The sequence below is a fragment of the Microvirga splendida genome (assembly GCF_016427565.1).
Classification (GTDB): domain Bacteria; phylum Pseudomonadota; class Alphaproteobacteria; order Rhizobiales; family Beijerinckiaceae; genus Microvirga; species Microvirga splendida.
Genome location: NZ_JAELXT010000026.1, coordinates 17,485 through 40,574 on the forward strand (window position 1 = coordinate 17,485; position 23,090 = coordinate 40,574).

Annotated in this window: 22 protein-coding genes and 2 pseudogenes; 14 read left to right on the plus strand and 10 right to left on the minus strand. The window is 63.5% G+C overall.

The genetic code is table 11. The features are described 5' to 3' along the window. Window positions 1-73: 73 nt before the first annotated feature. Together JAO75_RS19005 and JAO75_RS19010 are read right to left on the minus strand one after the other, a co-directional pair. A complete protein-coding gene (locus JAO75_RS19005) occupies window positions 74-1,039 on the minus strand; it encodes a tyrosine recombinase (RefSeq protein WP_199050718.1) in 966 nt (321 codons plus the stop codon). Window positions 1,040-1,220: 181 nt separating this feature from the next. Then, window positions 1,221-1,481 (minus strand): annotated as a pseudogene (locus tag JAO75_RS19010) (Tn3 family transposase); the annotation flags it as partial. Window positions 1,482-1,654: 173 nt separating this feature from the next. On the opposite strand from JAO75_RS19010, the gene JAO75_RS19015 reads away from it, so the two are divergent. Beyond that, on the plus strand, window positions 1,655-1,960 hold the full coding sequence (locus tag JAO75_RS19015; RefSeq protein WP_281433530.1) for a DDE-type integrase/transposase/recombinase: 306 nt from the start codon (window positions 1,655-1,657) through the stop codon (window positions 1,958-1,960). Here JAO75_RS19015 and JAO75_RS19020 read toward each other — a convergent pair. Then, the gene (locus tag JAO75_RS19020) at window positions 1,946-2,551 is read right to left on the minus strand and encodes an IS630 family transposase (RefSeq protein WP_199050763.1); all 606 of its coding nucleotides are present in this window, start codon (window positions 2,549-2,551) and stop codon (window positions 1,946-1,948) included. The genes JAO75_RS19015 and JAO75_RS19020 overlap by 15 nt on opposite strands. Continuing rightward, window positions 2,478-3,011 carry an IS630 family transposase gene (locus tag JAO75_RS19025; RefSeq protein ID WP_199050720.1) on the minus strand — a complete coding sequence of 178 codons (534 nt, stop codon included), beginning with the start codon at window positions 3,009-3,011 and terminating at the stop codon, window positions 2,478-2,480. Before JAO75_RS19025 ends, JAO75_RS19020 begins: the two co-directional genes overlap by 74 nt. A gap of 94 nt (window positions 3,012-3,105) precedes the next feature. On the opposite strand from JAO75_RS19025, the gene JAO75_RS25495 reads away from it, so the two are divergent. After that, window positions 3,106-3,303, plus strand: coding sequence for a DDE-type integrase/transposase/recombinase (locus JAO75_RS25495; RefSeq protein ID WP_425523207.1), 198 nt, complete (start codon window positions 3,106-3,108; stop codon window positions 3,301-3,303). A gap of 405 nt (window positions 3,304-3,708) precedes the next feature. Here the strand turns inward: JAO75_RS25495 and JAO75_RS19035 are convergent, their stop codons facing one another. Beyond that, entirely contained in the window at window positions 3,709-5,136 is a 1,428-nt protein-coding gene (locus JAO75_RS19035; RefSeq protein ID WP_199050721.1) for an aldehyde dehydrogenase family protein, read from the minus strand. 92 nt (window positions 5,137-5,228) lie between these two features. Then, window positions 5,229-5,804, minus strand: a complete 576-nt coding sequence (locus tag JAO75_RS19040; protein ID WP_199050722.1) for a cupin domain-containing protein — start codon at window positions 5,802-5,804, stop codon at window positions 5,229-5,231. Window positions 5,805-5,910: 106 nt separating this feature from the next. Here JAO75_RS19040 and gabT point away from each other — a divergent pair, with 106 nt between their 5' ends. The 3 genes from gabT (at window position 5,911) to JAO75_RS19055 (ending at window position 8,888) form a co-directional block, all read left to right on the plus strand. Then, a complete protein-coding gene (gabT, locus tag JAO75_RS19045) occupies window positions 5,911-7,215 on the plus strand; it encodes a 4-aminobutyrate--2-oxoglutarate transaminase (protein WP_199050723.1) in 1,305 nt (434 codons plus the stop codon). Between the two features lie 46 nt (window positions 7,216-7,261). Beyond that, complete coding sequence (locus JAO75_RS19050; protein WP_199050724.1) at window positions 7,262-8,506, plus strand: Zn-dependent hydrolase; 1,245 nt, start codon at window positions 7,262-7,264, stop codon at window positions 8,504-8,506. 61 nt (window positions 8,507-8,567) lie between these two features. Then, window positions 8,568-8,888, plus strand: coding sequence for a cupin domain-containing protein (locus tag JAO75_RS19055; RefSeq protein ID WP_199050725.1), 321 nt, complete (start codon window positions 8,568-8,570; stop codon window positions 8,886-8,888). Here JAO75_RS19055 and JAO75_RS25500 read toward each other — a convergent pair. The 3 genes from JAO75_RS25500 to JAO75_RS19070 all read right to left on the minus strand — a co-directional run bounded on the left by JAO75_RS25500 (window position 8,854) and on the right by JAO75_RS19070 (window position 10,286). Then, a complete protein-coding gene (locus JAO75_RS25500; protein WP_199050726.1) occupies window positions 8,854-9,228 on the minus strand; it encodes an FAD-linked oxidase C-terminal domain-containing protein in 375 nt (124 codons plus the stop codon). The two genes, JAO75_RS19055 and JAO75_RS25500, sit on opposite strands and share 35 nt — an antisense overlap. 81 nt (window positions 9,229-9,309) lie before the next feature. Then, a complete protein-coding gene (locus tag JAO75_RS19065) occupies window positions 9,310-9,810 on the minus strand; it encodes an FAD-binding oxidoreductase (RefSeq protein ID WP_246742604.1) in 501 nt (166 codons plus the stop codon). Beyond that, a complete protein-coding gene (locus JAO75_RS19070) occupies window positions 9,807-10,286 on the minus strand; it encodes an FAD-binding oxidoreductase (RefSeq protein WP_199050728.1) in 480 nt (159 codons plus the stop codon). The genes JAO75_RS19065 and JAO75_RS19070 overlap by 4 nt, the downstream gene beginning before the upstream one ends. 499 nt (window positions 10,287-10,785) lie before the next feature. Between JAO75_RS19070 and JAO75_RS19075 the strand changes: the two genes are divergently transcribed. The 8 genes from JAO75_RS19075 to JAO75_RS19110 are packed head-to-tail and all read left to right on the plus strand — an operon-like array spanning window position 10,786 to window position 21,009. Next, window positions 10,786-12,432, plus strand: coding sequence for an amidohydrolase (locus JAO75_RS19075; protein ID WP_199050729.1), 1,647 nt, complete (start codon window positions 10,786-10,788; stop codon window positions 12,430-12,432). 11 nt (window positions 12,433-12,443) lie between these two features. After that, complete coding sequence (locus JAO75_RS19080; RefSeq protein ID WP_199050730.1) at window positions 12,444-13,385, plus strand: ABC transporter permease; 942 nt, start codon at window positions 12,444-12,446, stop codon at window positions 13,383-13,385. Beyond that, window positions 13,382-14,281: an ABC transporter permease gene (locus JAO75_RS19085; protein WP_199050731.1), complete on the plus strand. Its 900-nt coding sequence runs from the start codon at window positions 13,382-13,384 to the stop codon at window positions 14,279-14,281. Before JAO75_RS19080 ends, JAO75_RS19085 begins: the two co-directional genes overlap by 4 nt. Before the next feature lie 22 nt (window positions 14,282-14,303). Then, on the plus strand, window positions 14,304-15,896 hold the full coding sequence (locus tag JAO75_RS19090) for an ABC transporter substrate-binding protein (protein WP_199050732.1): 1,593 nt from the start codon (window positions 14,304-14,306) through the stop codon (window positions 15,894-15,896). A gap of 23 nt (window positions 15,897-15,919) precedes the next feature. Next, a complete protein-coding gene (locus JAO75_RS19095) occupies window positions 15,920-17,356 on the plus strand; it encodes an amidohydrolase family protein (RefSeq protein WP_199050733.1) in 1,437 nt (478 codons plus the stop codon). Window positions 17,357-17,366: 10 nt separating this feature from the next. Next, window positions 17,367-18,347, plus strand: a complete 981-nt coding sequence (locus tag JAO75_RS19100) for an ABC transporter ATP-binding protein (protein ID WP_199050734.1) — start codon at window positions 17,367-17,369, stop codon at window positions 18,345-18,347. Continuing rightward, window positions 18,344-19,426, plus strand: a complete 1,083-nt coding sequence (locus JAO75_RS19105) for an ABC transporter ATP-binding protein (RefSeq protein ID WP_199050735.1) — start codon at window positions 18,344-18,346, stop codon at window positions 19,424-19,426. The genes JAO75_RS19100 and JAO75_RS19105 overlap by 4 nt, the downstream gene beginning before the upstream one ends. A gap of 29 nt (window positions 19,427-19,455) precedes the next feature. After that, window positions 19,456-21,009 carry an acetolactate synthase large subunit gene (locus JAO75_RS19110; RefSeq protein ID WP_199050736.1) on the plus strand — a complete coding sequence of 518 codons (1,554 nt, stop codon included), beginning with the start codon at window positions 19,456-19,458 and terminating at the stop codon, window positions 21,007-21,009. Window positions 21,010-21,499: 490 nt separating this feature from the next. Here the strand turns inward: JAO75_RS19110 and JAO75_RS19115 are convergent. Beyond that, a pseudogene (locus tag JAO75_RS19115) lies at window positions 21,500-22,135 on the minus strand (IS110 family RNA-guided transposase); the annotation flags it as partial. A gap of 52 nt (window positions 22,136-22,187) precedes the next feature. Here JAO75_RS19115 and JAO75_RS19120 point away from each other — a divergent pair. Next, window positions 22,188-22,889 carry an IS6 family transposase gene (locus tag JAO75_RS19120; protein WP_199050737.1) on the plus strand — a complete coding sequence of 234 codons (702 nt, stop codon included), beginning with the start codon at window positions 22,188-22,190 and terminating at the stop codon, window positions 22,887-22,889. Window positions 22,890-23,090 lie beyond the last annotated feature (201 nt).

Genomic DNA, 23,090 nt, shown 5'->3' on the forward strand with positions numbered 1-23,090 from the left:
AGCGCTTCAAGCTCAGTGTATCGCCGCAGGATTTCGGATCAAGCGCGGCCTCCGAGCCCCTTACCCATACGGCTCAAGCGGCTGTCGCGCGCCCCTCCTGTTGATCCTCATTCAGTGGATGGAGGTCGCGGACCATCTGGTGGAGGCGGGAGGTGTCCAGATGGGTGTAGATCTGGGTGGTCTCGATGCCGGCATGGCCGAGCAGTTCCTGCAGCACGCGCAGGTCGGTGCCGCCGGAATGCATGTGGGTGGCAAAAGCATGCCGCAGCACGTGCGGCGAAACCCGATCGGGGCTGGCAAGGCCTGCCGCCACCGCGGCTTCCTTGATCTCGAGCAGAGCCGCTTGGCGCGTTAGCGCCTTGCTGCCGTTGCGCACCGAATGAAACAGCCAGGGGGAGGGGGCTCCGCCGGAATAGGTGCGGGCCAGCTTCTCCCAGTGGGCGATGGCTGCAATGGCACGCTCGTGCAGAGGCACCAGCCGCTGCTTGTCGCCCTTGCCGCGCACCAGCAGCATACGGGTGCCGGGAGGCGCAGCGTCGGAGGGCAGCGCCAGGGCCTCGCTGATACGCATGCCCGAGGCATAGAGGGTCTCGAACAGAGCAGCCCGCCGGGCATAGCCGGCCTGCCGGTACAGACCGACTGACGGATCGGCCGCAAGCCTGTGGGCCGTCTCCAGGAGGGCTTCCGTCTCAGCAACGGACAGGACGAAGGGCAGCTTCCGGGGCCGGCGCATGGTCGACAGATTGGATGTGGGATCGTGGGAGCCGAGGTCCTCCGCGATCAGGAACTTGTGCAGGCCGCGGGCCACCGTGATCCGTCGGGCAATGGTCGATCCGGCGTAGCCGCGCTGATCGAGAGCGGTGATGTAGTTGCGGATCTGCTCCAAGCCGACCTCGTCTAGGCCGAGGCTGTTCTCATCCAGCCAGACAAGGTAGCAGTTGAGATCGTCGGTATAGGTGTCGATGGTCCCAGCCGAAGCCCCAAGTTCTGTTGTCAGAGCATCGAGCCAAAGTTGAGCCAGCCGCTGGTTGGTCCGCATGCGATTCTCCTTTGAGAGGACCCTGCCACACCGCCGGTTACGAACTTCTTGTCAAAACGTTTGTATGCAATATGTAGCAAAATTACATCGATGTCGTCCTTTAGGAGGTGGGAACAAGAACTGCTCCCAAACACACGCTAAGCTAGAACGAACAAAGAACCTCCATTTCCGCCCGGCTGGATCATGCGGCTCGTGCAAAGGGCTGCGGCAGGCGCAAGGGGCGGAAGCCGTCGATGAGCGAGGGCTTCTCACCCCATGCATAGGTGCCGGTGAGGTTAATGTGCTCCCAGCTCAATGGCGACACATGTTTGAGCACCTCGGCCCGGATGATCCGCCCCTGCCGGCGGAGGTGATCCACCGCACGTCCGAGATAGACCGTGTTCCAGTGGACAATGGCGCTCACGACCAAGTTCAGCAGCTTTCGATCGCGGCACTCGCCGCGTCGGCTTCAACCCGGTGTCTCAAAAATTGCAGGCGGTACAATCGCGATTTGGCTGAGATGATGCAGGAACGCGGTGTCGCCGTTGCCCCATCTACGAGCTTCCGTTGGGTTTAGCGCTATGCTCCAGAGATCGAGAAGCGGATCCGACCTAGCCAAGGACCTCGTTCAGGCTCCTGGAGAGTGGACGAGAACTACGTCCGCGTCGGGGCAAATGGAAATACTTGTTTCGCGCAGTCGACAAGCACGGTCGGCTGATTGCCTTCATGCAGTCCGATCGCCGCAATACCAACGCCGCTTACCGCGTCTTGCTTAAAGTCATCAAGGCGATGAGCCTCTATCCACCATCCTCCATCAAAACGGATAAACTGGCGTCATATGCTAAAGCAATCCTGCGCCTGCAGAACGAAGGTTTTCTGTCAAAGGGTGTCGAACACCGCACCTCGAAGTATCTGAATAATACCCGGTCAGGGAATTGCTGACGCAGTGAGATACGGGTAGGCCGTCAATGTTGTGAGACGGCCTGTCTCATCGAGGAGCCGGTTCCAGGCCCGGCAGACCGCCTCCAGGACAGCCTCGTAGTCGTCGAGCACGCGATGCGAGAGATAGCGCTCGCGCAGGTACAGCCAGACCCGCTCGACCGGGTTCAGCGCAGGTGACGCTGGCGGCAACGGCAGCAGCGTGATCGTCTCTGGCACGTGCAAGGCCCGCGCGTCGTGCCAGTCGGCCTGATCCAGCACGAGCACCGCGTGCACGCCTGGCTCAAGCTGCCGCGCGAAGTGCTCCAGAAAGAGCGTCATCGCATCGGCACTCACCCGCGGCAGCGCCAGGGCGAAGGTCTCGTCCGTGCCGGGCCGGCAGGCGGCAAACAGATACAAGCTCTCGAAGCGCTGATCGACCACACCAGGTGGACGCTCGCCGCGCTCGTACCAGACGCGGGTGGTTCGTCCCTTCTGGCCAAAGCGTGCCTCGTCCTGGCACCAGAGCTGGAGACGCGCGTCAGGATGCTCTGCCGCGAGGCCCTGCAGCTTTGACGGGAGTTCCTTTTTTGAACGCCGCTTGCGCGGCCGGATTGCCCTTTGGGTGCGAAGGCCGGGTCTTCTGGCGCGACAGGTTCAGCCGCTTGAGCAGGCAGGAAAGCCCCCACTCACTGTAGTGGACGCCATAAGTCCGCTCGACATGCTCGCACAGGTCGACCAGGCGCCAGGCACTGACCCCATCGCGCTCCGGCTCCGGCCCGCGCAGGATGTGGGCCTTGAGCGCGGCCTGCTGACCAGGGTTGAGTTGCTCCGGGCGACCGGAACGATGGCGGTCATGCAGACCGTTAGGTCCCTCAGCGTTGAAGCGTTGGATGGCATCGTGCAGGGCCTGACGTTCCATACCGACCAGTCGGGCGGCCTCAGTTCGGGTCATGCCTTCGAGCGCATTGGCGATGGCCAGCAACCGCAGGCTGGCCCGGGTGTCCCTCTCACGAGCGGCACGCTGACGGAGGTCAGATGCTGAGTAGTCCTGCCGGATCCGGAGCGCAGCCATGCTGATCCCCCGCAACAGCGCCCCCGCTCCGCAGTGAATCACGCCATGCAGCTCATCGCAAATCCGAGTCAGAAATTGTCTGGACGGGTATAACATCCTTGAGGCGGGTCATGGCGCGCTCAAGCGCGTAATCCGACCGACACGCGGCTTCCAGACGATGAAAACAGCTGTCGCGACCCTGAAAGGTATTGAAATCATGCGCATGATCCGCCGCGGTCATTGCATACAGCGGGAACGTCAGGCGACAGGCGAAGCCCGTCTCGTCAATCAGCTCTTTGGTCTTGCTGCCTGAGTGACTCGTCGACGGGCTTCGTTATGCCCTTTCAAGCTACTGCAGCAGTGCCCTTCATTGGCAGAGCAGTTTGATATGCTTGCTGCCTGAACCTGTGACGGAGCGTCGGCCGTCTTCGTGTCCCTGCTCGAAATTTGCGCCGCAACCAGAAATTCGGCCTTGATGACTACTACGAGTTCTGCATTCAACGGATCCGGAACAGGACTGATACCGCAGTGTCGTCGAGGTGAAGCAGTTGCGGGTTTGCCAGGGCTGGAGAATCATGGCGGCTGAAACCGCACGCGCTCAGGGGTGCCCGGTGCGGCGGTCTGCATTGCAAATGGTTTCGCGCAACGCAGGCTGCCGTGCTCGGGTGAGCTGATAATGCTGCTCTCACGTTCAGCTGAACACTCTCCTGGCGCTACCTCATTGCGCGTAGCCGAACATGGATTTGACTTCGAGAAAGTCCTCGAATCCGTATCGGCCCCATTCGCGGCCATTGCCCGATTGCTTGTATCCACCGAAGGGTGCCGCCACATCGCCCCCAGCGCCGTTGATGTGCACCATGCCGGCCCGAATACGCCGAGCAATCCTACGGGCCCGCTCCGGATCCGCCGAGGTGACATAGCTTGAGAGGCCATAGATCGTATCGTTTGCGATGCTGATGGCCTCCTCCTCGCTGTCATAGGGCATGATCGAGAGGACCGGGCCAAAGATTTCTTCCCGGGCGATCATCATGTCGTTCGTCACATCGGCGAACACAGTGGGGCGGATGTAGTAGCCCTTGGAGAGCCCTGCGGGCCGTCCGGGCCCGCCGGCCACGAGGGTGGCGCCCTCCTTGATGCCGGCTTCCAGAAGAGCCTGGATCTTGTCGAATTGAACTTGGCTGACAACCGGACCGATATTGGTGCCGGGTGCTCGCGGATCGCCTGCAACGGTCGCATCTGCGATGCGTTTGGCGATGGAAGCCGCTTCGGCCTGGCGGCTTCGCGGGACGAGCAGGCGGGTCGGAGCGTTGCACGACTGGCCGCTGTTGCCAAAGCAGGCGCGGGCACCATGCGTGATCGCCTTCTCGAAATCCGCATCGTCCAGGATGATGTTGGGGGACTTGCCGCCGAGTTCCTGGTGGACGCGCTTGACGGTGTCGGCTGCGGCCTTGGCGACGAGAATGCCGGCGCGGGTCGAGCCCGTAAACGACACCATATCGATGCTGGGATGGCTCGAGATCGCCGCGCCGACCGTAGGCCCGTCGCCGTTGACGAGATTGAACACGCCCGCCGGCACGCCGGCCTCGTGCATGATTTCGGCAAAGAGCAGCGACGAAACCGGCGCGATCTCACTCGGCTTGAGCACCATGGTGCACCCTGTGGCAAGCGCCGGCACCACCTTGCAGGTGACTTGATTCATCGGCCAGTTCCAAGGGGTGATCAGCCCGACGACACCGATCGGCTCGCGCACCACAAGGGTGTTGTTGATGACCTCCTCGAATTCCATCGTCTTGAGCACGGCGATGCCCTGTGCGATGTGCCCGTGCCCGGCGCCCACCTGGGCCTGCCGCGCGAAACCGAGGGGAGCGCCCATCTCCCTCGAGATAGCGTCTGCCATCTCGTCAGCGCGCCTGAGGTAGACGGCGAGGATGGATTCGAGCAGGTCGAGACGCTCCTGGCGGCTCGTCCGAGAATATGACGCGAAGGCGCGCCGTGCCGCGTCGACGGCCTGGTCGACGTCCTCTGCCGTGCCGAGCGCGATTCGGGCGAAGGTCTCCCCGTCGGCGGGGTTGATGACGTCGAGCGTCGGGCGGCCGACCGGCCTGACCCATTCGCCGTCGATATAGAAAGACAAGAACTCGTCCATGGAACTGCTTCCTCCGCTCTGGCCTTCAGGATGGGTTGATTGCTCCCATAATGCTCAAAATTCTATCCAGCGCCAGCCCGAATTCGCGCCAATCAGAGATAGGGAGGGGTGCAGGCGCTGACGACTTCGCAGATCTCGGTGCCGATGTTGCGGAAACGGTGGGGGATCCGGCTGTCGAAGAGATAGGCGTCGCCATGGCGCAGGATCTGGACCTGATCGCCGACAGTGACCTCGAGTTCCCCCGAGATGACGATGCCGCCCTCGTGGGAGGCATGCTCCAGCATGGTCGGCCCTGTATCGGCGCCGGGCTCGTAGCGCTCGTGGAGGATCTGGAGGCCATGCTCGCGCGCGTTGCCGACCTGGCGGAGGGTCATCCGCTTGTTCTTCTTGCCGTTGATGCTGCCGAGCCTCGACGTGAGGTCTATCAGCTCGTCAGGGCCGTAGAAGACCTTGTGCTTCTCCCGCGTCGTCTCCTGGAAGAAGTCGGCCATGGTCATCGAGACGCCCCCGAGGATCTTTCTCAGGGAAGCCACAGAGGGACTGTTCCGGTTCTGCTCGATCATGGAGATCAGGCCATGTGTCACGCCGGCTCGGATCGCCAGATCGCGCTGCGACAATCCGGCCGAAAGCCTTATCTCCTTCAATCTCGCTCCAACGTCGAACTCCATTGACCCTCCGAGTCACTCCGGCCCATCTTGTCATGCTCAAAATTTTAAGCAAAACTGCGATTGCTCAAAGACAACGATCTACTCAGTAAATACCGGGAGTCTCCTGATGAGCGCAACATCCACCCTCGGGGCCCGCCACAAAGCCGCCGTACCCCGCGGCGTCGCGACGAAGGACCTCTACGTCACGCGGGCCGAAAATGCCGAACTCTGGGACGTGAACGGCAAGCGCTACATCGACTTCGCAGCCGGTATTGCGGTGCTGAACACCGGCCATCGCCATCCTGACGTGATGGCGGCGGTGCGGGCCCAGACGGAGGCCTTCACCCATACCTGCTTCCATGTGGCACCCTACGAGAGCTATATCAGCCTCGCCGAGCGGCTGAACGGGCTGACGCCCGGCAGCTTCGAGAAGAAGACGATGCTCGTCACCACCGGCGCGGAAGCCGTGGAGAACGCGGTCAAGATCGCCCGCGCCGCCACCGGCCGCTCGGCCATCGTCGCCTTCAGCGGCGGCTTTCACGGCCGCACGATGATGGGCATGGCGCTCACCGGCAAGGTCGTTCCCTATAAAAAGGGCTTCGGACCGTTCCCGGCCGAGGTCTACCACGCGCCCTATCCGAAGACCTATCACGGCGTCGATGTCGAACGGGCCCTGTCCGGCTTAAGGGACCTCTTTCTGTCCGATGTGGATCCCACCCGCGTTGCGGCCTTCATCGTCGAGCCGGTTCAGGGGGAGGGCGGCTTCTACATCGCGCCTCCGGAGTTCCTGCGCGGCTTGCGTGCGATCTGCGATCAGCACGGCATTCTCCTGATCGTCGATGAAATCCAGACGGGAATCGCCCGCACCGGCAAGATGTTCGCAGTCGAGCATTCCGCTGTCGTGCCGGATCTCGTCACCATGGCGAAGGGGCTTGGCGGCGGGTTCCCGCTCGCGGCGGTGACCGGACGCGCGGAATTGATGGATGCCGCCGGGCCCGGCGGCCTGGGCGGAACCTATGGCGGCTCCCCGATCGGCATCGCCGCCGCCCACGCGGTGCTCAACGTGATCCAGCGCGAGAAGCTGTGCGACCGGGCTCTCGAGCTCGGCGATCTCTTCCGCGAGCGATTCGATGCCCTGTCCCGCCGCAACGAGTTCTCCTGCATCGGCGACGTCCGCCATCTCGGCGCCATGATCGCCATCGAGGTGGTGAAGGACCGTCACACCCGCGAGCCGGATGCCGCATTGACCTCGGCGCTTACGGCGAGGGCGCAGGAGAAGGGATTGATCCTTCTCTCCTGCGGCGTGAACGCGAACATCATCCGCATCCTCACGCCTCTCACGATCCCGTTCGAGCAGGCCCGCGAGGGATTGGACATCCTGGAGGAGGCGCTCGGCGAGGTCGTCGGCTCCGCCCTCGCCGCCGCAGTCTGATCGACGCCGCAGAACATTGGCGGGCTCCCCGCCAGGGAGGCTGCCCATGACGTTCTCTCCGGATGCGCGGATCAACCTGAGCCGGCTTCTCGCCGATATCGACCGCTCGGCCGGAATCGGGATCGGGCGGGAAGGCGGTTTGTCCAGGCTTGCCTTGAGCGATGCGGATCGCGAGATGCGCGACCTCTTCGTGGGCTGGTGCCGGGAGGCGGGTCTTGCCGTTTCCATCGATGAAGTCGGCAACATCTTCGGCCGGCGTGCCGGCCGGGAGGACGATCTTCCGCCGGTGCTGGTGGGAAGCCATCTCGACACGCAGGCCAACGGCGGACGCTTCGACGGGATTCTCGGCGTCCTCGGCGCCCTCGAGGTGGTGCGCACGCTCAACGATCTCGGGCACGTGACCCGGCGACCGATCGAGATCGTGAACTGGACGAACGAGGAGGGCGCGCGCTTTTCTCCGCCCATGCTCGCCTCGGGCTGCTTCGCAGGCGCCTATCCGGTGGACTGGGCGTATGAGCGGCAGGCGGACGACGGGGCGGTATTCGGCGACGAGCTCCAGCGCATCGCCTATCGCGGGTCAGTGCCTGCGGGCGGGCGCATCCCGGATGCCTATCTTGAGCTCCACATCGAGCAGGGACCAGTCCTCGACACGGAAAAGGTGCAGGTCGGCGTCGTTACCCACGCCTACCGCTCGCATGGCTTCCTCGTCGAGTTTCGCGGGGAAACGGCTCATACGGGGCCATGGCCGATGGAGAAGCGGCGCAACGCCCTGCTGGCCGCCGCGCGGCTCCTCGTCGGCGTGGATGATATCGGGTGGGAATTCGCGCCGAGCGGCGGAAAGGCCACGGCGGCGCGGCTTGTCGCCTGGCCCAACAAGGCAGGCATTCTCTCCGACTGGTCCCAGGCGGTCTGCGACGTGCGCCATGACGATCCCGCGAAGGCCGACAGCATGGCCGACAAGGTCCTCGGCATGATCGAAGCCGCCGGCCGGCGCGCGGGCTGCGATGCAAGGATCATGGATCGCTGGACCTGGGGCGGCTCGATCTTCGACAACGATCTCATCGGCTCGATCAGGGCTCATGCAGGGGCCTTGGGCTACTCCCACAGGGATCTGCCCAGCCAGGCCGGGCATGATGCGTACTTCCTCGCAGGCATCTGCCCGACCGCGATGATCTTCACCCCGTGCCGCGATGGCATCACCCACAACAATGCGGAGTTCGTTGCGCCGGAGGAAATCGCGCCTGGCGCCAACGTTCTGCTGCATGCTCTGGTCGTGCGCGCCGACCGTTGACGAAGACCGGCAGCCTCACAGGGCAGAGCGCCATGAACACTGAGCAAGAAGGAGAGGGGGCATGAGCTTCGAATGCACCATTCCGGCCGTTCCGACGGTCCAGCAGGACGATTCCGACGTTCGGATCACGCGGTGGGATTTCGCTCCCGGCGCGGTGACGGGATGGCATCGCCACGAATGGCCCTATTTCGTGGTAATGCTGGTGGACGGCACTCTTCGCATCCATAACGGGGACGATGTCACCGACGTGCCCCTCGTGGCCGGACAGGCTTACTCACGCAGATCGGGTATCGAGCACGACGTCATGAACGGATCGGATCACCCGATCGCGTTCATCGAAATCGAGATCAAGCGCCCCGAAGCCCTTTCCATTCCGGGGTGAAGCAATTCACGCGGGCGCGAGGACGCGGCCGGGATTGAGAATTCCTTTCGGGTCGAGCGCGTCCTTGAGGGTCCTCATCAGGTCGAGTTCCGGTGCGGCTCATGGAGAGATAGAGGCGCTTGAGAACACTAATGCCGTGCTCGGCCGAGATTGTGCCGCCGGCTTCGGACACGACGCCATAGACGACTGCGTTCATCTCATGGCCGACGGCCTCGTCGTAGCTCTCGTCGGACAGGGAGAGGTGGATGTTGCTGTCCGCCACATGGCCGAACACGATCAACACGGAGTGGGGCCGCCGGGCGCGGCTGCCCAGGCGCAGAAGATCGACAGCCTCCGCCATCTTGGAGAGGGGGATGCTGACGTCGAAATGGGAGCCTTCCGGGAGAACGCGGTCGAACTCGTAGTTGGCCTCGCGATAGGCTCAGAACCGCCTGCGGTCATTGCCCGACTGCGCGATCGCGGCATCGGTGACGATACCTTGTTCGATGAACTCCGCAAGAGCTTCAGCGAATGCGTCCTCCGCTCCCGGATCCGCCCCCATCGCGGCTTCGATCAACGGCGTGATCTCATGCAGGTCGGCGAAGGGCTGCGTGAGGCCCGAGCGGTCGATGGCGACATCCATATACTCGCGCCACATGGCCTCGAACACGAGGAGGCGACCGAGAAAGCGGCTGTCAAGCCGACGCAGCACTGCGAGCCCGTCTGCGAAACTTCCGACCGCGCAGAGCGCTGATGCGAGCCCTTGCGGGCGCGGGTGCAGCGCAAGGACGACGCGGGTGACGACGCCAAACGTGCCTTCGCTGCTGATGAACAGCTGCATCCAATCGTAGCCGGCGTTGTTCTTCATCATCTTGTTGAGCGAGCGGAGCACGCGCCCATCGGGCAGCACGGCCTCGAGGCCCAACACGTTCCGGCGTGTCATCCCATAACGCAGGACCTGATTGCCGTCCGCATTTGTTGCCACGTTGCCACGTTGCCGCCGATGGTGCACGTGCCGCGTGCGCCGAGATCGATTCCGCACAGAAATCCCGCCTCCTCGGCGGCGGATTGGATGACGGCGAGAGGCGTGCTGGCGAGCGCAGTCAACGTGGCGCTGTCGTGATCGATCTCCTCCACGCCCACCAACCGCTCGAGCGAGAGAGCGACCTCGCTCTCCTGCGGGTTGGCGCCGCCCGCCAATCCGGTCATGCCGCCTTGGGTGACGATCCTCTGGCCGTGAGCGTGGCAGATCTCCAGGCAGCGCGACACTTCCTCCGTCGAGCGCGGGAAAACCAGGGCAAGAGGTGCACGCATTCTGGCGCCGCTCGCATCGCCGAAATTCTTCCGGGGAATGTCGGCTCCGGTTCTGACGCATTCCGTCCCCAGCGCTTCGCGCAAGGTGTCGAGAACCGCGGTCATGCATATCAGCTCCTGGGCTGCGATGCGAGGGTGCACCTGCGGATAAGGCTCGCAGTGCTTAGAATTCTATACACCGGCAACCGGACCCCTTGCCAACGTCTGGATGCCTCCTCCGCAAGCATCTGGCAAATTTTCCATATCGCTCTTGAGCAAAAAATCGCCACCTGTGCCCGGTCTTACCACCCTAGGTTGATTGCCATGCTCAGAATCTTGAGCAAACCTATCGTTAGGGAACATAATGATCCAAAATGGCGGGAAGATTTCAATGGGCTTCATGATCGGGCGAGTCCCTGACCTCGAAATAGGCATGCCATTGTCGACCGCTTATGCAGCGCACCATGGTTCTGCCCCGCTGAGACTTTGCACACAGGCAATCTGAGTTTCGGGTTCGGCGTGTGCCACACGCGGCAGGCGCCAACCCATCGCTTCATCGGCAACGGAATACGATCAGCGCACGGATGCTCCGCCACAGGAGGATCGGCGACACGGGAGAGGGACAATGCAGAAGGCTGATGCGATCATCTCTGGAGGCAAGATCTTCTCTGGCCTCAGAGAGGGATTCGTCGAAGCGCTCGCCATCGGGGGCGACCGAATCCTCGCTGCGGGCAGCGCGGCGGATGTGGAAGCCCTTTGTGGCCCCTCGACCCGGATGATCGATCTCGGCGGACGCGTGGCCCTTCCCGGTCTCAACGACGCGCACATGCATCTTATCCCACTCGGGCTCGGCATGCTGGAGGTGAACCTCCGCCCTGAAGAGGGCGTGACGAGCATGGACGAGCTTCTGCGTCGGATCGGCGAGGCGGCGAAGTCGAAGCCTCCGGGCGCGTGGATCACAGGTCGCGGATATGACCACAACGAGCTGGCCGAAGGCCGTCATCCCACGGCCGAAGAGCTTGACCGCGTCGCGCCGAACAACCCGGTCTACATCAAGCGTACCTGCGGGCATGTGGGCGTCATCAATACGCTGGCGATGCGCGAGACCGGGATCGGTCACAACACACCGAGCCCCGATGGCGGGCTGATCGAGCGCCGCGACAACAAGCTCACCGGTCTCCTGGCCGAGCTTGCCCTGCGCCTCGTCGTAAATGCGATGCCGAAACCATCGAAGGAAGAGTTGGTCGCTGCTGCGGAGCGGGCAGGGGACTACATGCTCTCGCAGGGATTCACGAGCGTGATGGACGCCGCCGTCGGCATGGCGGCCGGAATGGACGAGCTTGCAGCCTACGAAGATGCGGCTCGCGACGGACGGCTGCCCGTGCGCACATGGGTCTGCATCTACGGCAATGCGGACGGCATCGGCGACGAGGCTCATGCGGCCGGCTACTGCTTCGGCCGCGAGGTCGGCCTCCTGCGCTACGGCGCCATGAAGGTCTTCGGCGACGGCAGCGCCGGCGGGCTGACCGCCGCCATGAGCGAGCCGTATGTCGTCGGAGATCCGGAGAACCGGGGCATCTTCTGCTATACCGATGCCGAGATGCACGGCTATCTCGCCCATTACCACAAGCTCGGATACCAGCTCGCGATCCATGCGATCGGCGACGCGGCGATCGAGCAGGTTCTCACCGGCATCGAAAAGGCGGGAACGCCGGAGCAGCCCATCGCCGGACGGCGCCACCGGATCGAACATTGCGGCTTTCTCTCGGACGGACAGCTGGCCCGCATGGCGGCAGCGGGGATCGAGCCCGTGCCCCAGCCTCTCTTCATGTACGAGTTCGGCGATCTCTACGTGCACAATCTGGGCGAAGCGCGTGCAAGCGCCGCCTATCCCATGAAGAAGTGGCTCGATGCCGGCCTCCATCCTGCCGCGAGCTCGGACGCGCCGGTCTGCGCCACCAATCCTTTCCAGAACCTCTTCACCATGGTGACGCGCCAGACGAAGCGTCACACGGAGATCGGCGGCAGCGAAAAACTGACGATGGAGGAGGCCGTCCACGCCTACACCTACTGCGGCGCCTACACGCAATTCGCGGAAGAGAATGTAGGGCGGCTGATCCCGGGGCAGCTCGCCGACATCGCCATCCTGTCGCATGACATCTTCTCAATCGATCCGGCAACGGTCGAGAAGGATGTGCGGTGCGACATGACCATCCTGGCCGGAGAGGTGGTCTACGACCGTGAGGGTCAACTCGCCACCGCCGCAGAATAGGACGGCCTTACATGCTGCGCCATATGCTCGAGCGATTGCTCCTCGCGGTGCCCGTTCTCTTCGGGGTCCTTCTCCTCGGCTTCTTCCTCATGCAGGTGGTGCCGACGGACCCGGCCATCGTCCGGGCGGGTCCGACGGCAAGCATGGAAGTGATCGAGGCCATCCGTCAGGAACTCGGACTCAACGAGCCGCTCTGGAAACAGTTCTTCATCTATATGGGACGTCTGCTTCAGGGCGACCTAGGCGTATCGATCATCAACAACGTTCCCGTCACGCAGGAACTCGGCGCGACCATCGGCCCGACCCTTGAGCTGATGCTCGCCTCGCTGATTTGGGCCATCCCGCTCGGCATCGTCATGGGAACGGTCGGAGCTTACTATCGGGGCACGTTCCTCGACCGGATCATCATGGCGGCCTCCGTGGCAGGCGTCTCGATTCCGGTCTTCTTCCTGGGCCTCATCCTGATCTGGTTCCTCGGCTTCCAGTACCAGATCCTGCCCTTCACCGGGCGGCCCGGGCCGATCTGGACCTGGGAAGGGTTCAAGGCGGTGATCATGCCGGCCATCACCCTCGGCGGCGTCTTCGTGGGGCCGGTGGCCCGCATGACGCGTTCCTCCGTTCTCGACGTGCTGGGGGCGGATCACGTCCGCACCGCTCGGGCCAAGGGCCTGCCGGAACGCACCGTGGTAACCCGTCATGCCCTGCGCAATGCCCTCGTGCCGGTGGTGACTCTCATCGGCCTTCAGATCGGCTTCCTGCTCGGCGGCGCGGTGGTGACGGAAACCGTATTCAGCTGGCCGGGGATAGGCCGCCTGGCCGTGGGAGCGATCCTATCCAGCGACCTGCCGATGGCACAGGGGACCATCATCGTCCTTTCGCTCGGCTTCATTCTTGTGAACCTGGCCGTGGACGTCCTTTACGCAGTGCTTGATCCGAGAGTGAGGGGCGCATGAGCGATGGCGTCGTGATCCCACAAAGTCCCGTAGGCGTGCAGCAGCCCGAGGCCGACCGGATCGTCCGGCGCCCGTCGGTCCTCCTTCTTCTGCTGCGCGAGCCGAGTGCATGCGTGGCTCTGATGACGGTGGTCACCATCCTGCTCGCGGCGCTTTTCGCGCCGTGGCTGGCACCGGGCGATCCCTATGGCGGCGACCTCGCGCTCACGCTGCAGCCGCCGGGCGAGCTTGCCCTGCTTGGAACCGACGGCCAGGGGCGCGACATGATCACCCGTTTGCTCTATGGCCTGCGAACGACGCTCATGATCGGGTTTGCGGCGGTGTTCATCGGCTGCGGCATCGGGGCCGTCATCGGCTTCGCTGCCGCCTATTATTCGCGCCTCTCAGGCCTCCTGATGCGCCTGATGGACGTGCTGCTGTCCTTCCCGGCCATTCTCTTCGGGCTCGCCATCGCGGCGATCTTCGGGCCGGGCCTTACGGCCGTCATCATCGCATTGTCCATCGCGACGGTGCCGCTAATGGCCCGTGTGGTTCGCGGCGCCGCAATCGTCGTTATGCAGCAGGACTACATCGAGGGTGCTCGCGCCCTCGGCATGAGCGACAGGCGCCTCATCCTCAAGCACCTCCTGCCGAACTGCCTCTCGGCGATCTTCGTGTTCGTCACGCTGCGCTTCGGTCAGGTCATCCTGCTCGGAGCCGCGCTGTCGTTCATCGGACTGGGTGCGCAGCCGCCGACTGCGGAACTCGGCGCCATGGCGGCGGATGGACGAAACTTCCTGTTCTTCGCGCCGCATGTCTCGGTCCTGCCGAGTCTGCTCATCTTCATCATCGTGCTTGCGTTCAATGTTCTTGGTGATGCGCTTCGGGACGCACTTGACCCGAAGCTCAACAAATAAACGACCAGAGGAGAACCAGAGAATGTCTAAAGCCTTGAAGTCCATGCTTATCGCCGGCGCTGCCGCTCTGACGGTCGGCTCCATGCCAGCCGTGGCCCAGCAAACCAATGCGCTCACGATCCTGCGCGTGATCGACGCGGACAGATACGACCCCATCCGCTCCACGGCGACGGCCGCGGCGGAGATCGTCTACATGCTTGCCGATACGTTGGTCAGCATCGACTTCGACATGCAGACCATCAAGCCGCTCCTAGCGAAATCATGGGAGGTCTCCGAAGACGGAAAGACCTATACCTTCAAGCTCCGTGAGGATGTGAAGTTCTGCGACGGCCGCCCGATGAAGGCAGAAGATGTCATCTTCTCCCTCAAGCGCTGGACCGATCCCGCTTCCAAGTCGCCGGTCTCCTTCCGCGGCGGCCCGGTCAAGGACATCAAAGCCACCGACGACTACACCGTTGTCTATGAGCTGAAGGAGCCCTACGCCGACCTGCTGTTCCAGCTTGGCCTTTCCTTCGCATCCGTTGTCGACAAGGCGAGCGTGGAGAAGCTCGGCGAGAACTTCGGCGTGCAGGGCTTCAATGCAACCGGTCCCTATTGCTGGGTCAGCTGGACGCCGCGCCAGGACTTCGTGATGAAGAAGAACCCCCACTACACATGGGGGCCGGAGATCTACAAGGATCCGAAGCCGCAGGTCGAGCAGATCGTATGGCGGGTCATCCCCGAGCAGAATACGCTGATGGCCGCCATGCAGGCCAAGCAAGCGGATGCGACCTACTACATGCCCTACATCGCCATCGACAGGATCTCTCGCGTGCCCGGCATGAAGGTGCAGCAGCAGAAGAACTACATCTATGACGCCTTCATGGGCTTCAAGGTGGACAAGCCCGTGGTGAAGGACGAGGCAATCCGCCGGGCCGTGAACATGGCGACGAACAAGGATGCCATCGCCAAGGCCGTGTATTTCGGGAAGGGCGCGCCGATGCAGTCGCTTCTGAACCCGACCGTTCTGGACTTCGACCCGAAGTCCGCGTCCATGATGCCGAAGTTCGATCCTACCGCAGCCGCGAAGCTCCTCGACGAGGCGGGCTGGAAGGTCGGATCCGACGGAGTTCGCGAGAAGGATGGCCAGAAGGCGACGTTCACCGTCTACGGGCTGCGAAATGCCGTCAATCCACGCGTCTCCGAGGCCATGCAGGCGGATCTGCGCAAGATCGGCATCGACATGAAGATCCAGCTCTGGGACGCTACGGTCGGCTGGGGCAAGCTCGCGACGCAGGAATTTGACGCCTTCTACATGTCGTATCCCTACGTGACGGCGAACGAGGCTCTGAATCTCTATTTCCGCAGCACGCAGACGCCGACGCCGAACCGGATGAACTGGAAGAACGAGAAGACTGATCAGCTTCTTGCCACCGCCACGACCGCGACGGACGATGCGACGCGCAAGGCCGCCAATGCCGCCGTTCAGCAGCAGCTCACCGAGGCTAGCGTCTGGGTGCCGCTGGTGTCCGAGCCGATGTGGCTGGTCACTGGCGAACGTGTCGAAGGGGCCCGGCCTCACGGGGTTTATGGAGCAGGGCTCTACAAGGGTCTCGACATCAAGCTGAAACGCTGAGCGCGAGAACCGGAGCGACATCCATGACCGTCACCGTAATCAAGAATGCGTCCTTCGTTGTTGGATGGGACGCCGAACATAACAGGCATACCTACATCCAAGAAGGCGATGTCGCTTTCGAGAACGGTGAGATCATTTTCGTCGGCCGTGGCTATCAAGGAGGCCCCGCCGACGAAACCATCGACGGCGCCGGGCGCATGGTAATGCCCGGCCTCGTCAATATTCACTCCCACCCCGCAAGCGAGCCCCTGAACAAGGGATTCCTGGATGAGCTCGGCTCGCCTGCGCTCTACAACTCGTCGCTCTACGAGTACATGACGATCCTTCGCCCGGAGCCGGAAGCGGTTGCCGATTGCGTGCGGGTCGCCTATTCGGAGCTTCTTCTGTCGGGCGTGACGACCCTGACCGACATGTCCGGCGCCCACCCTGATTGGTTCGACCTTGCAGCCCAAAGCGGCTTGCGCGTCTGCATGTCGCCCATGTTCCGCTCTGCCAGTTGGGGCACCCGCAACGGCCACATGGTGGAGTACAAGTGGGATGAGAAAGCTGGCGAAAAGGCGATGGAGCAGGCCTTCGACCTGATCGAGAAGGCACAGGCCCATCCGAGCGGCCGCCTTTCCGGAATGGTCAGCCCGTCCCAGATCGATACCTGCACGCCCGACCTGATCCGCGACAGTCACGCCGAGGCGAAGCGACGGGGGCTGCCGTGGCAGATCCATGCTGCGCAGTCCACAGTCGAGTTCCATGAGATCACCCGTCGCCATGGACTGAGTCCGGTCCAATGGCTCGAAAGCCTCGGCGTACTGGGCGACACCAGCATCATCGGCCATGGCATCTTTCTCGACGACTATTCGCGCACCGGCTGGCACAGCCGGAAGGACCTCACCATTCTGGCTGAGTCAGGGACCTCGGTGGCTCACTGCCCGACGGTATTCATGAGGCGCGGGATCGCGTTAAAGGATTTCGGCCGCTATCGCCGGGCGGGAGTCAATGTCGGGCTCGGAACCGACACGTATCCGCACAACATGCTCGAGGAGATGCGTCACGTGGCCTATGTGGCCAGGCTCATGGCGGAAAGCCCCCGAACCCTCACGACCACCGACCTGTTCGAGGCTGCGACGATGGGCGGCGCACGAGCCCTGCTGCGCAACGACATCGGCCGCGTGGCGCCGGGCTGCAAGGCCGATCTGGTGCTGGTCGACGTCACGCATCCCATGATGCAGCCGGTACGAGATCCGGTCCGGAGCCTCGTCTACGCGGCGGCCGAACGTGCGGTCGATACGGTGTTCGTCGACGGCCGCCGGGTCGTCGAGGGCGGCAGAGTGCTGACCTTCGATTACGAGGGGGCCGCTCTGCGCCTGAGTGACGCGCAGAGGCGGACGGAGGAGCTTGCTCCGTCCCGTGATTATGCCAACCGCCCGGTCAGCGCCTATTCGCCGCTGACCTTCCCGCTCGCGTAACGGAGACGGCATGTCCGAAACCATCCTTGACATCCGCGGTCTTGTCACGGCCTTCAATACCCGAAACGGAGCGATCCGCGCTGTGGACGGCATCTCGCTGTCCGTCAAAAGGGGCACGACGCTCGGCATCGTCGGCGAGAGCGGCAGCGGCAAGAGCATGCTGTCTCTCTCCGTGATGGGCCTAGTCCCGCCGCCTGGACGAATCGCCGAGGGGCAGGTGATGTTCCGCGGAACGGATCTGACGAAGCTTCCGCCGGCAAGGATGCGCGACCTGCGCGGAAACCGCATCTCGATGATCTTCCAGGAGCCGATGACGAGCCTCAATCCGGTTCATACCGTCGGGTTCCAGATCGTCGAGGCGCTGCGAGCGCACCGCAAGGAGGCGGCAGCGCGCCTGAAGGAGGAGGCGATCGAAGCCCTTCGTAAGGTACGGATCCCGTCTCCCGAGCGACGGTTCGACGAGTATCCGCACCAGCTCTCAGGCGGCATGCGCCAACGCGTGATGATCGCGATGGCCCTTACCTGCAAGCCGGACCTCCTCATCGCCGACGAGCCGACGACGGCTCTCGACGTCACGATCCAGGCGCAGATCCTGGAGCTGCTGCGGGAGCTTCAGGCCGAGACCGGCATGGCGATCATCCTGATTACCCATGATCTCGGCGTCGTCGCGCAGGTCGCCGACGAAGTGGCCGTCATGTATGCCGGGAAGGTCGTGGAGAGCGCGCCGGTCAGCCGGATCTTCCAAGATCCGCAGCACCCCTACACGATCGGCCTCATGGGTTCCATGCCTCGGATGGAGGAGGACGTGGATCGCCTCGTCGCCATCGCCGGCGTCGTCCCGCCGCCCTTCAGGCTGCCGCCAGGCTGCCGATTCAATCCGCGCTGCCCCTTCGTCGGCAGTGAATGCCGCGTCGAGCAGCCTGCACTCGCGGCCTTGACCGATGCGCATGCTGTCGCCTGCTGGAAAGCCCCGCTGGAGGAACACGTATGACGAAGCCGCTTCTCGAGCTGGAGGACGTCCGCAAGCTCTACCCGGTCAAGAAGGGCCTCATCGTCCAGAAGGAGGTCGGCACCGTCCGGGCGGTCGATGGGGTGAGCTTTCAGCTGATGTCCGGCGAGACGCTCGCCGTCGTCGGCGAAAGCGGGTGCGGAAAATCGACAACCGCACGACTTGCGATGCGACTGATCGAGTCCACGTCCGGAACGATCCGTTACGACGGGCAGGACATCACCAAAGCCACCCGGCAGGACATGCGGCGCCTGCGCCGCGACATGCAGATCATCTTCCAGGACCCGTATTCGAGCCTCAACCCACGCATGACGGTCGAGGAGATCATCGCCGAGCCGATGGTGGTTCACAACGTGGGTGACAGGGCTTCACGCCGGGATCGCGTACGCGAGCTCCTGCGCCTCGTCGATCTGGCGCCCTACCACGCGGACCGTTATCCACACGAGTTCTCTGGCGGCCAGCGGCAGCGCATCGGCATCGCGCGGGCGCTGTCGGTCTCGCCCCGCTTGGTGGTCTGCGACGAGCCGGTTTCGGCTCTCGACGTGTCGATCCAAGCTCAGATCGTGAATCTCCTGAAGGATCTCCAGAAGGAGTTCGGTCTCACCTATCTCTTCATCTCTCACGGTCTTGCGGTCGTGAAACATGTCTCCGACCGTGTTGCCGTGATGTATCTTGGACAGATCGTTGAGATCGCCGACAAGAAGAGCCTCTACGACAACCCCCGACACCCCTATACGCAGGCCCTGCTGGCAGCTGCGCCAGAGCCTGATCCGTCCCGCCGCACGGCGATGAAGAGCCTGGGCGGCGATCTCCCGAGCCCGCTCAATCCGCCATCCGGATGCCGGTTCCATACCCGGTGCCCTTTGGCACAGGAGCGCTGCCGTTCCGAGGTTCCGGCCCTTCGAGAAATCGGCGTTGGCCACCGGGCGGCCTGCCACTTCGCCGAGAGCGTTCCGGCCTTCGACCGCTTCCGAAACGGAGAGGGCATCCACCCGCGCCTGCAGGAGCGGCTAGCGCTCTATGCCCGCCACAAGGCGGCACTGGCCACGGCCAGCGCGTAACCAAGAGACCTTCAAGGAACGCTCGAATCATGAATGGTGCCGACCGCCTTTGCGACGAGCTTCTCGCAAACGATATCGATGTCTGCTTCGCCAATCCCGGGACATCCGAGATGCACTTCGTCGCGGCTCTCGACCGTAAGCCGCGCATGCGCTGCGTGCTCGGCCTGTTCGAGGGGGTCGTGACGGCCGCCGCGGACGGCTATGCGCGCATGGCCGACAAGCCTGCGGCCACGCTTCTCCATCTCGGTCCGGGTCTCGCCAATGGGCTCGCCAATCTCCACAACGCCCGGCGCGCCTCGACGCCGATGATCAACGTGGTCGGGGAACACGCGACCTACCACATCCGGCACGACGCGCCGCTGACCAGCGATATCGAGAGCCTGGCCCGCCCCATGTCGCAGTGGGTGCACCGCATCGAGAAGGCAGAGGATGTGGGCCGCGATACCGCGGCCGCATATGAGGCGGCCATGTCGCTGCCCGGTGTGGCGACGCTCATCCTGCCGGCGGATGCGGCTTGGGGCGAGATCCCGGATACACCCTTGGCGCGGACGGCACTGCCTCTCCCGGTTCCCATCGAGGCAGGCACCATGCGGAAAGCCGTGGAGGCGATCCGTTCCAGGCGCCGCACGGCGCTTCTCCTGAGCGGAAAGGCGCTGCGGGCAGACGCTCTGGAGATGGCGGCCCGTATCGCCGATGCTGCGGGCGTGCGCCTCATCGCGCAGATGTCCAACGGGCGTATCCAGCGGGGAGTCGGCCGTGTTCCAATCGGCACGGTGCCCTATCCGGTCGATATGGCGCTCGAAGCGCTGAAGGACATCGAGTGCGTCGTCATGATCGGCGCGCAGGTTCCGGTCGCCTTCTTCGCCTATCCCGGCAAGCCGGGACGCCTGATCCCGGACCATTGCGAGGTGGTCGAGCTGGCGACGCGGGCAAGCAACTTGAAGGAGGTGCTTTCGTGGCTGGCCTTCGAGCTTGGCGTCAAACCGGATGCGCCCGTCACTGTCTCGCAGCCGAGCACCGAATGGGAGGCGCTGCCTGACGGGGATCTGACGGAGGACGCAATCGCGATCGCCGTCGCACAGATGCTGCCGGAGGGGGCGATAGTCTGCAACGAGTCGCTCACTTCAGCCCGCCGCTTCTTCGGGCTGTCCCATCGCTCGGCCCCACATGATTTCCTGTCTCTCACCGGGGGGGCCATCGGCATCGGCATCCCCCTTGCGGTTGGGGCAGCGGTTGCCTGCCCCGACCGCAAGGTCGTCGGCCTGCAGGCGGACGGCAGCGGCATGTATACGGTGCAGGCGCTGTGGACGCAGGCGCGCGAAAACCTAGACATCGTCACCATCGTCTTCGCAAACCGGAAATACGCCATTCTTCAGGGCGAGATGCGGGCCGTCGGAGCGACGGAGTTCGGGCGCAACGCTCAGCGGATGCTCAATATCGACGATCCTGCACTGGACTGGGTCAGCATGGCGAAGGGCATGGGCGTCGAGGCCGCGCGGGCCACGACGGTCAGAGAGTTCACTGAACTGTTGAAGGGCGCGATGGCGCGGCGTGGGCCCTTCCTGATCGAGGCTGTCATCTGAGATTGGGAGATCGCTAAAACGAAGTCTTTTATCGGTGGAGATATTACGGCAGTGGAGTGGGACGGGGTCTGTAGGTCCTGATGGGGTCGTCTAATCGCGGGGCACTTTGCAAGCTTTTTCTCAACAGCTCACTCGCTCGGGCCCATGATTTGAGCCGAGAGAGAGAGCCTTGCGGACAGTCCCGATCGCGGCCGGTCCTTTGGCGTGCCATGTGAGAGTATGACGGGGGCAGGGTCGTCTTCGCGGTCGGCATCAGCCGCCGCATGATGGGCTTTCGCAGGCTGGATGTTCCAATGTAGACGACGCACTCCGCTCATCAATGCGCAGGTGCACTCCATCAGGCGGAATCATCTTGCCCACGTCCCTGCCGGGACGTCTCAGTGCATCCAGGGCGGATGCGAACGGTGGCCGGACCAATCTGGTTCAGCAGGAGGGTATCGGGTTATCCGTTAGCGGACACCAGCCCAGCCGAGCGATCGAAGCGCTGACCCTACACCAGCATCGCGTGCATGATGACAGCGAGTTTCCTTGCTACCGCCACGGCCGCCCGCTTGAAGCCAAGCTTGCCCTTGAGCCGGAGCCCCCAGGCGCGCAGGCCACATTCTGCATGGGTGCGCGTGAGCATCACGGTCGCAGCCTCGTACAGTAGGCCCCGCACATGGGCATCACCGCGCCGCGAGATGTGGCCGTCGTAGTCTACCTCTCCCGATTGATAGCGGCGCGTCTTGAGCCCGAGCCAGGCTCCCACAGAGCGGGACTTCCTAAAGTTCTCCGGGTCTTCGATGGCGGCCACAAACGAGGTCGCGGTCACCGCGCCGACCCCAGGGATCGACATCAGCAGTTGACTGGACGGGCTCTGACGGGCTGCCGCAATCAGCTGCCGGCTGAGATCGGCGGCTTGGCTGCGGAGGCTCTGCCACGCGCTCAGGATCGGCAGGATGACCTGCGACAGGGCCTCATCACCCTCGAGGAGCGTGCGTACGTTGGTTGAGAACGTGGCGCCTTTCCCGCCAGGCACGATCAGGCCAAAGGTTTTCATCAGGCCGCGGACCTGGCTGGACAGCTCGGTGCAGATCCGCACGAGGCGGGTGCGGGCCGCTACCAGCGTACGGGTCAGCATGCTGTCGGCGATGTCACATTAACCCGACTATGAGAGCGGGCCGCGTAGACGGTCCGCCATGACCAAGCCCGTCCGCTACAAGCGCCACCGCTTTCCACCCGAGATCATCGCCCACGCGGTATGGCTCCATTTCAGGTTCCCCTTGAGCCTGCGGCTTGTCGAGGAAATGCTGCTTGAGCGTGGTATTGTTGTCTCTTACGAGTCCGTCCGGCGATGGGCGATGAAGTTCGGGCCGTCCTACGCCCGCCGCCTCAAGCGCAAGACACCAAGCCCTCGCGACATCTGGCATTTGGATGAGGTCGTGATCACCATCGCCGGCCAGCAGCACTGGCTCTGGCGGGCCGTGGATCAGGATGGCTATGTCCTCGACGAAATCGTCCAGACGCGGCGCGATACCAAAGCGGCGAAACGCTTGCTGAAGCGCCTGTTGAAAAAGCAGGGCCGCCCGCCCAAGCGGCTGATCACCGATAAGCCCGGCTCCTATGCTGCTGCCCGGCGCCAGATCATGCCCGCGGTTGAGCATAGCTCGCATAAGGGTCTGAATAACTGGGCGGAGACCTCGCATCTTCCACTGCGAAAACGTGAACGGGCTATGCAGGGCTTTCGAACTCCGGGAGGGCTACAAAGATTTGTCAGTGTGTTCTCTGCCGTCCGCAACCTGTTCGTTCCCCCTCGCTCCCGCCGCTCTGCCCTTGCCACCCACCTTCACCGCCTCAATGCCATGGCGGCGTGGAAGTCTGCGGCCAGCATCGCCGCTTGAGCGTGTCCGGCGATCGAGGCGGCCTCAATGCGCCCGATGCTGTTTAACGTGACAACACCGTATTATCCTATCTGGAGCGTCATCGGCTGAACTCGCCTCGCCCAAGTCGCGAACTCCTCGAGCTGCGCGAGGAGCTTCAAGGCCTCTTCGCTGCGGCCAATCCTGATCCCATACTGGACTTCGTCCGTTTCGTCTTCATGA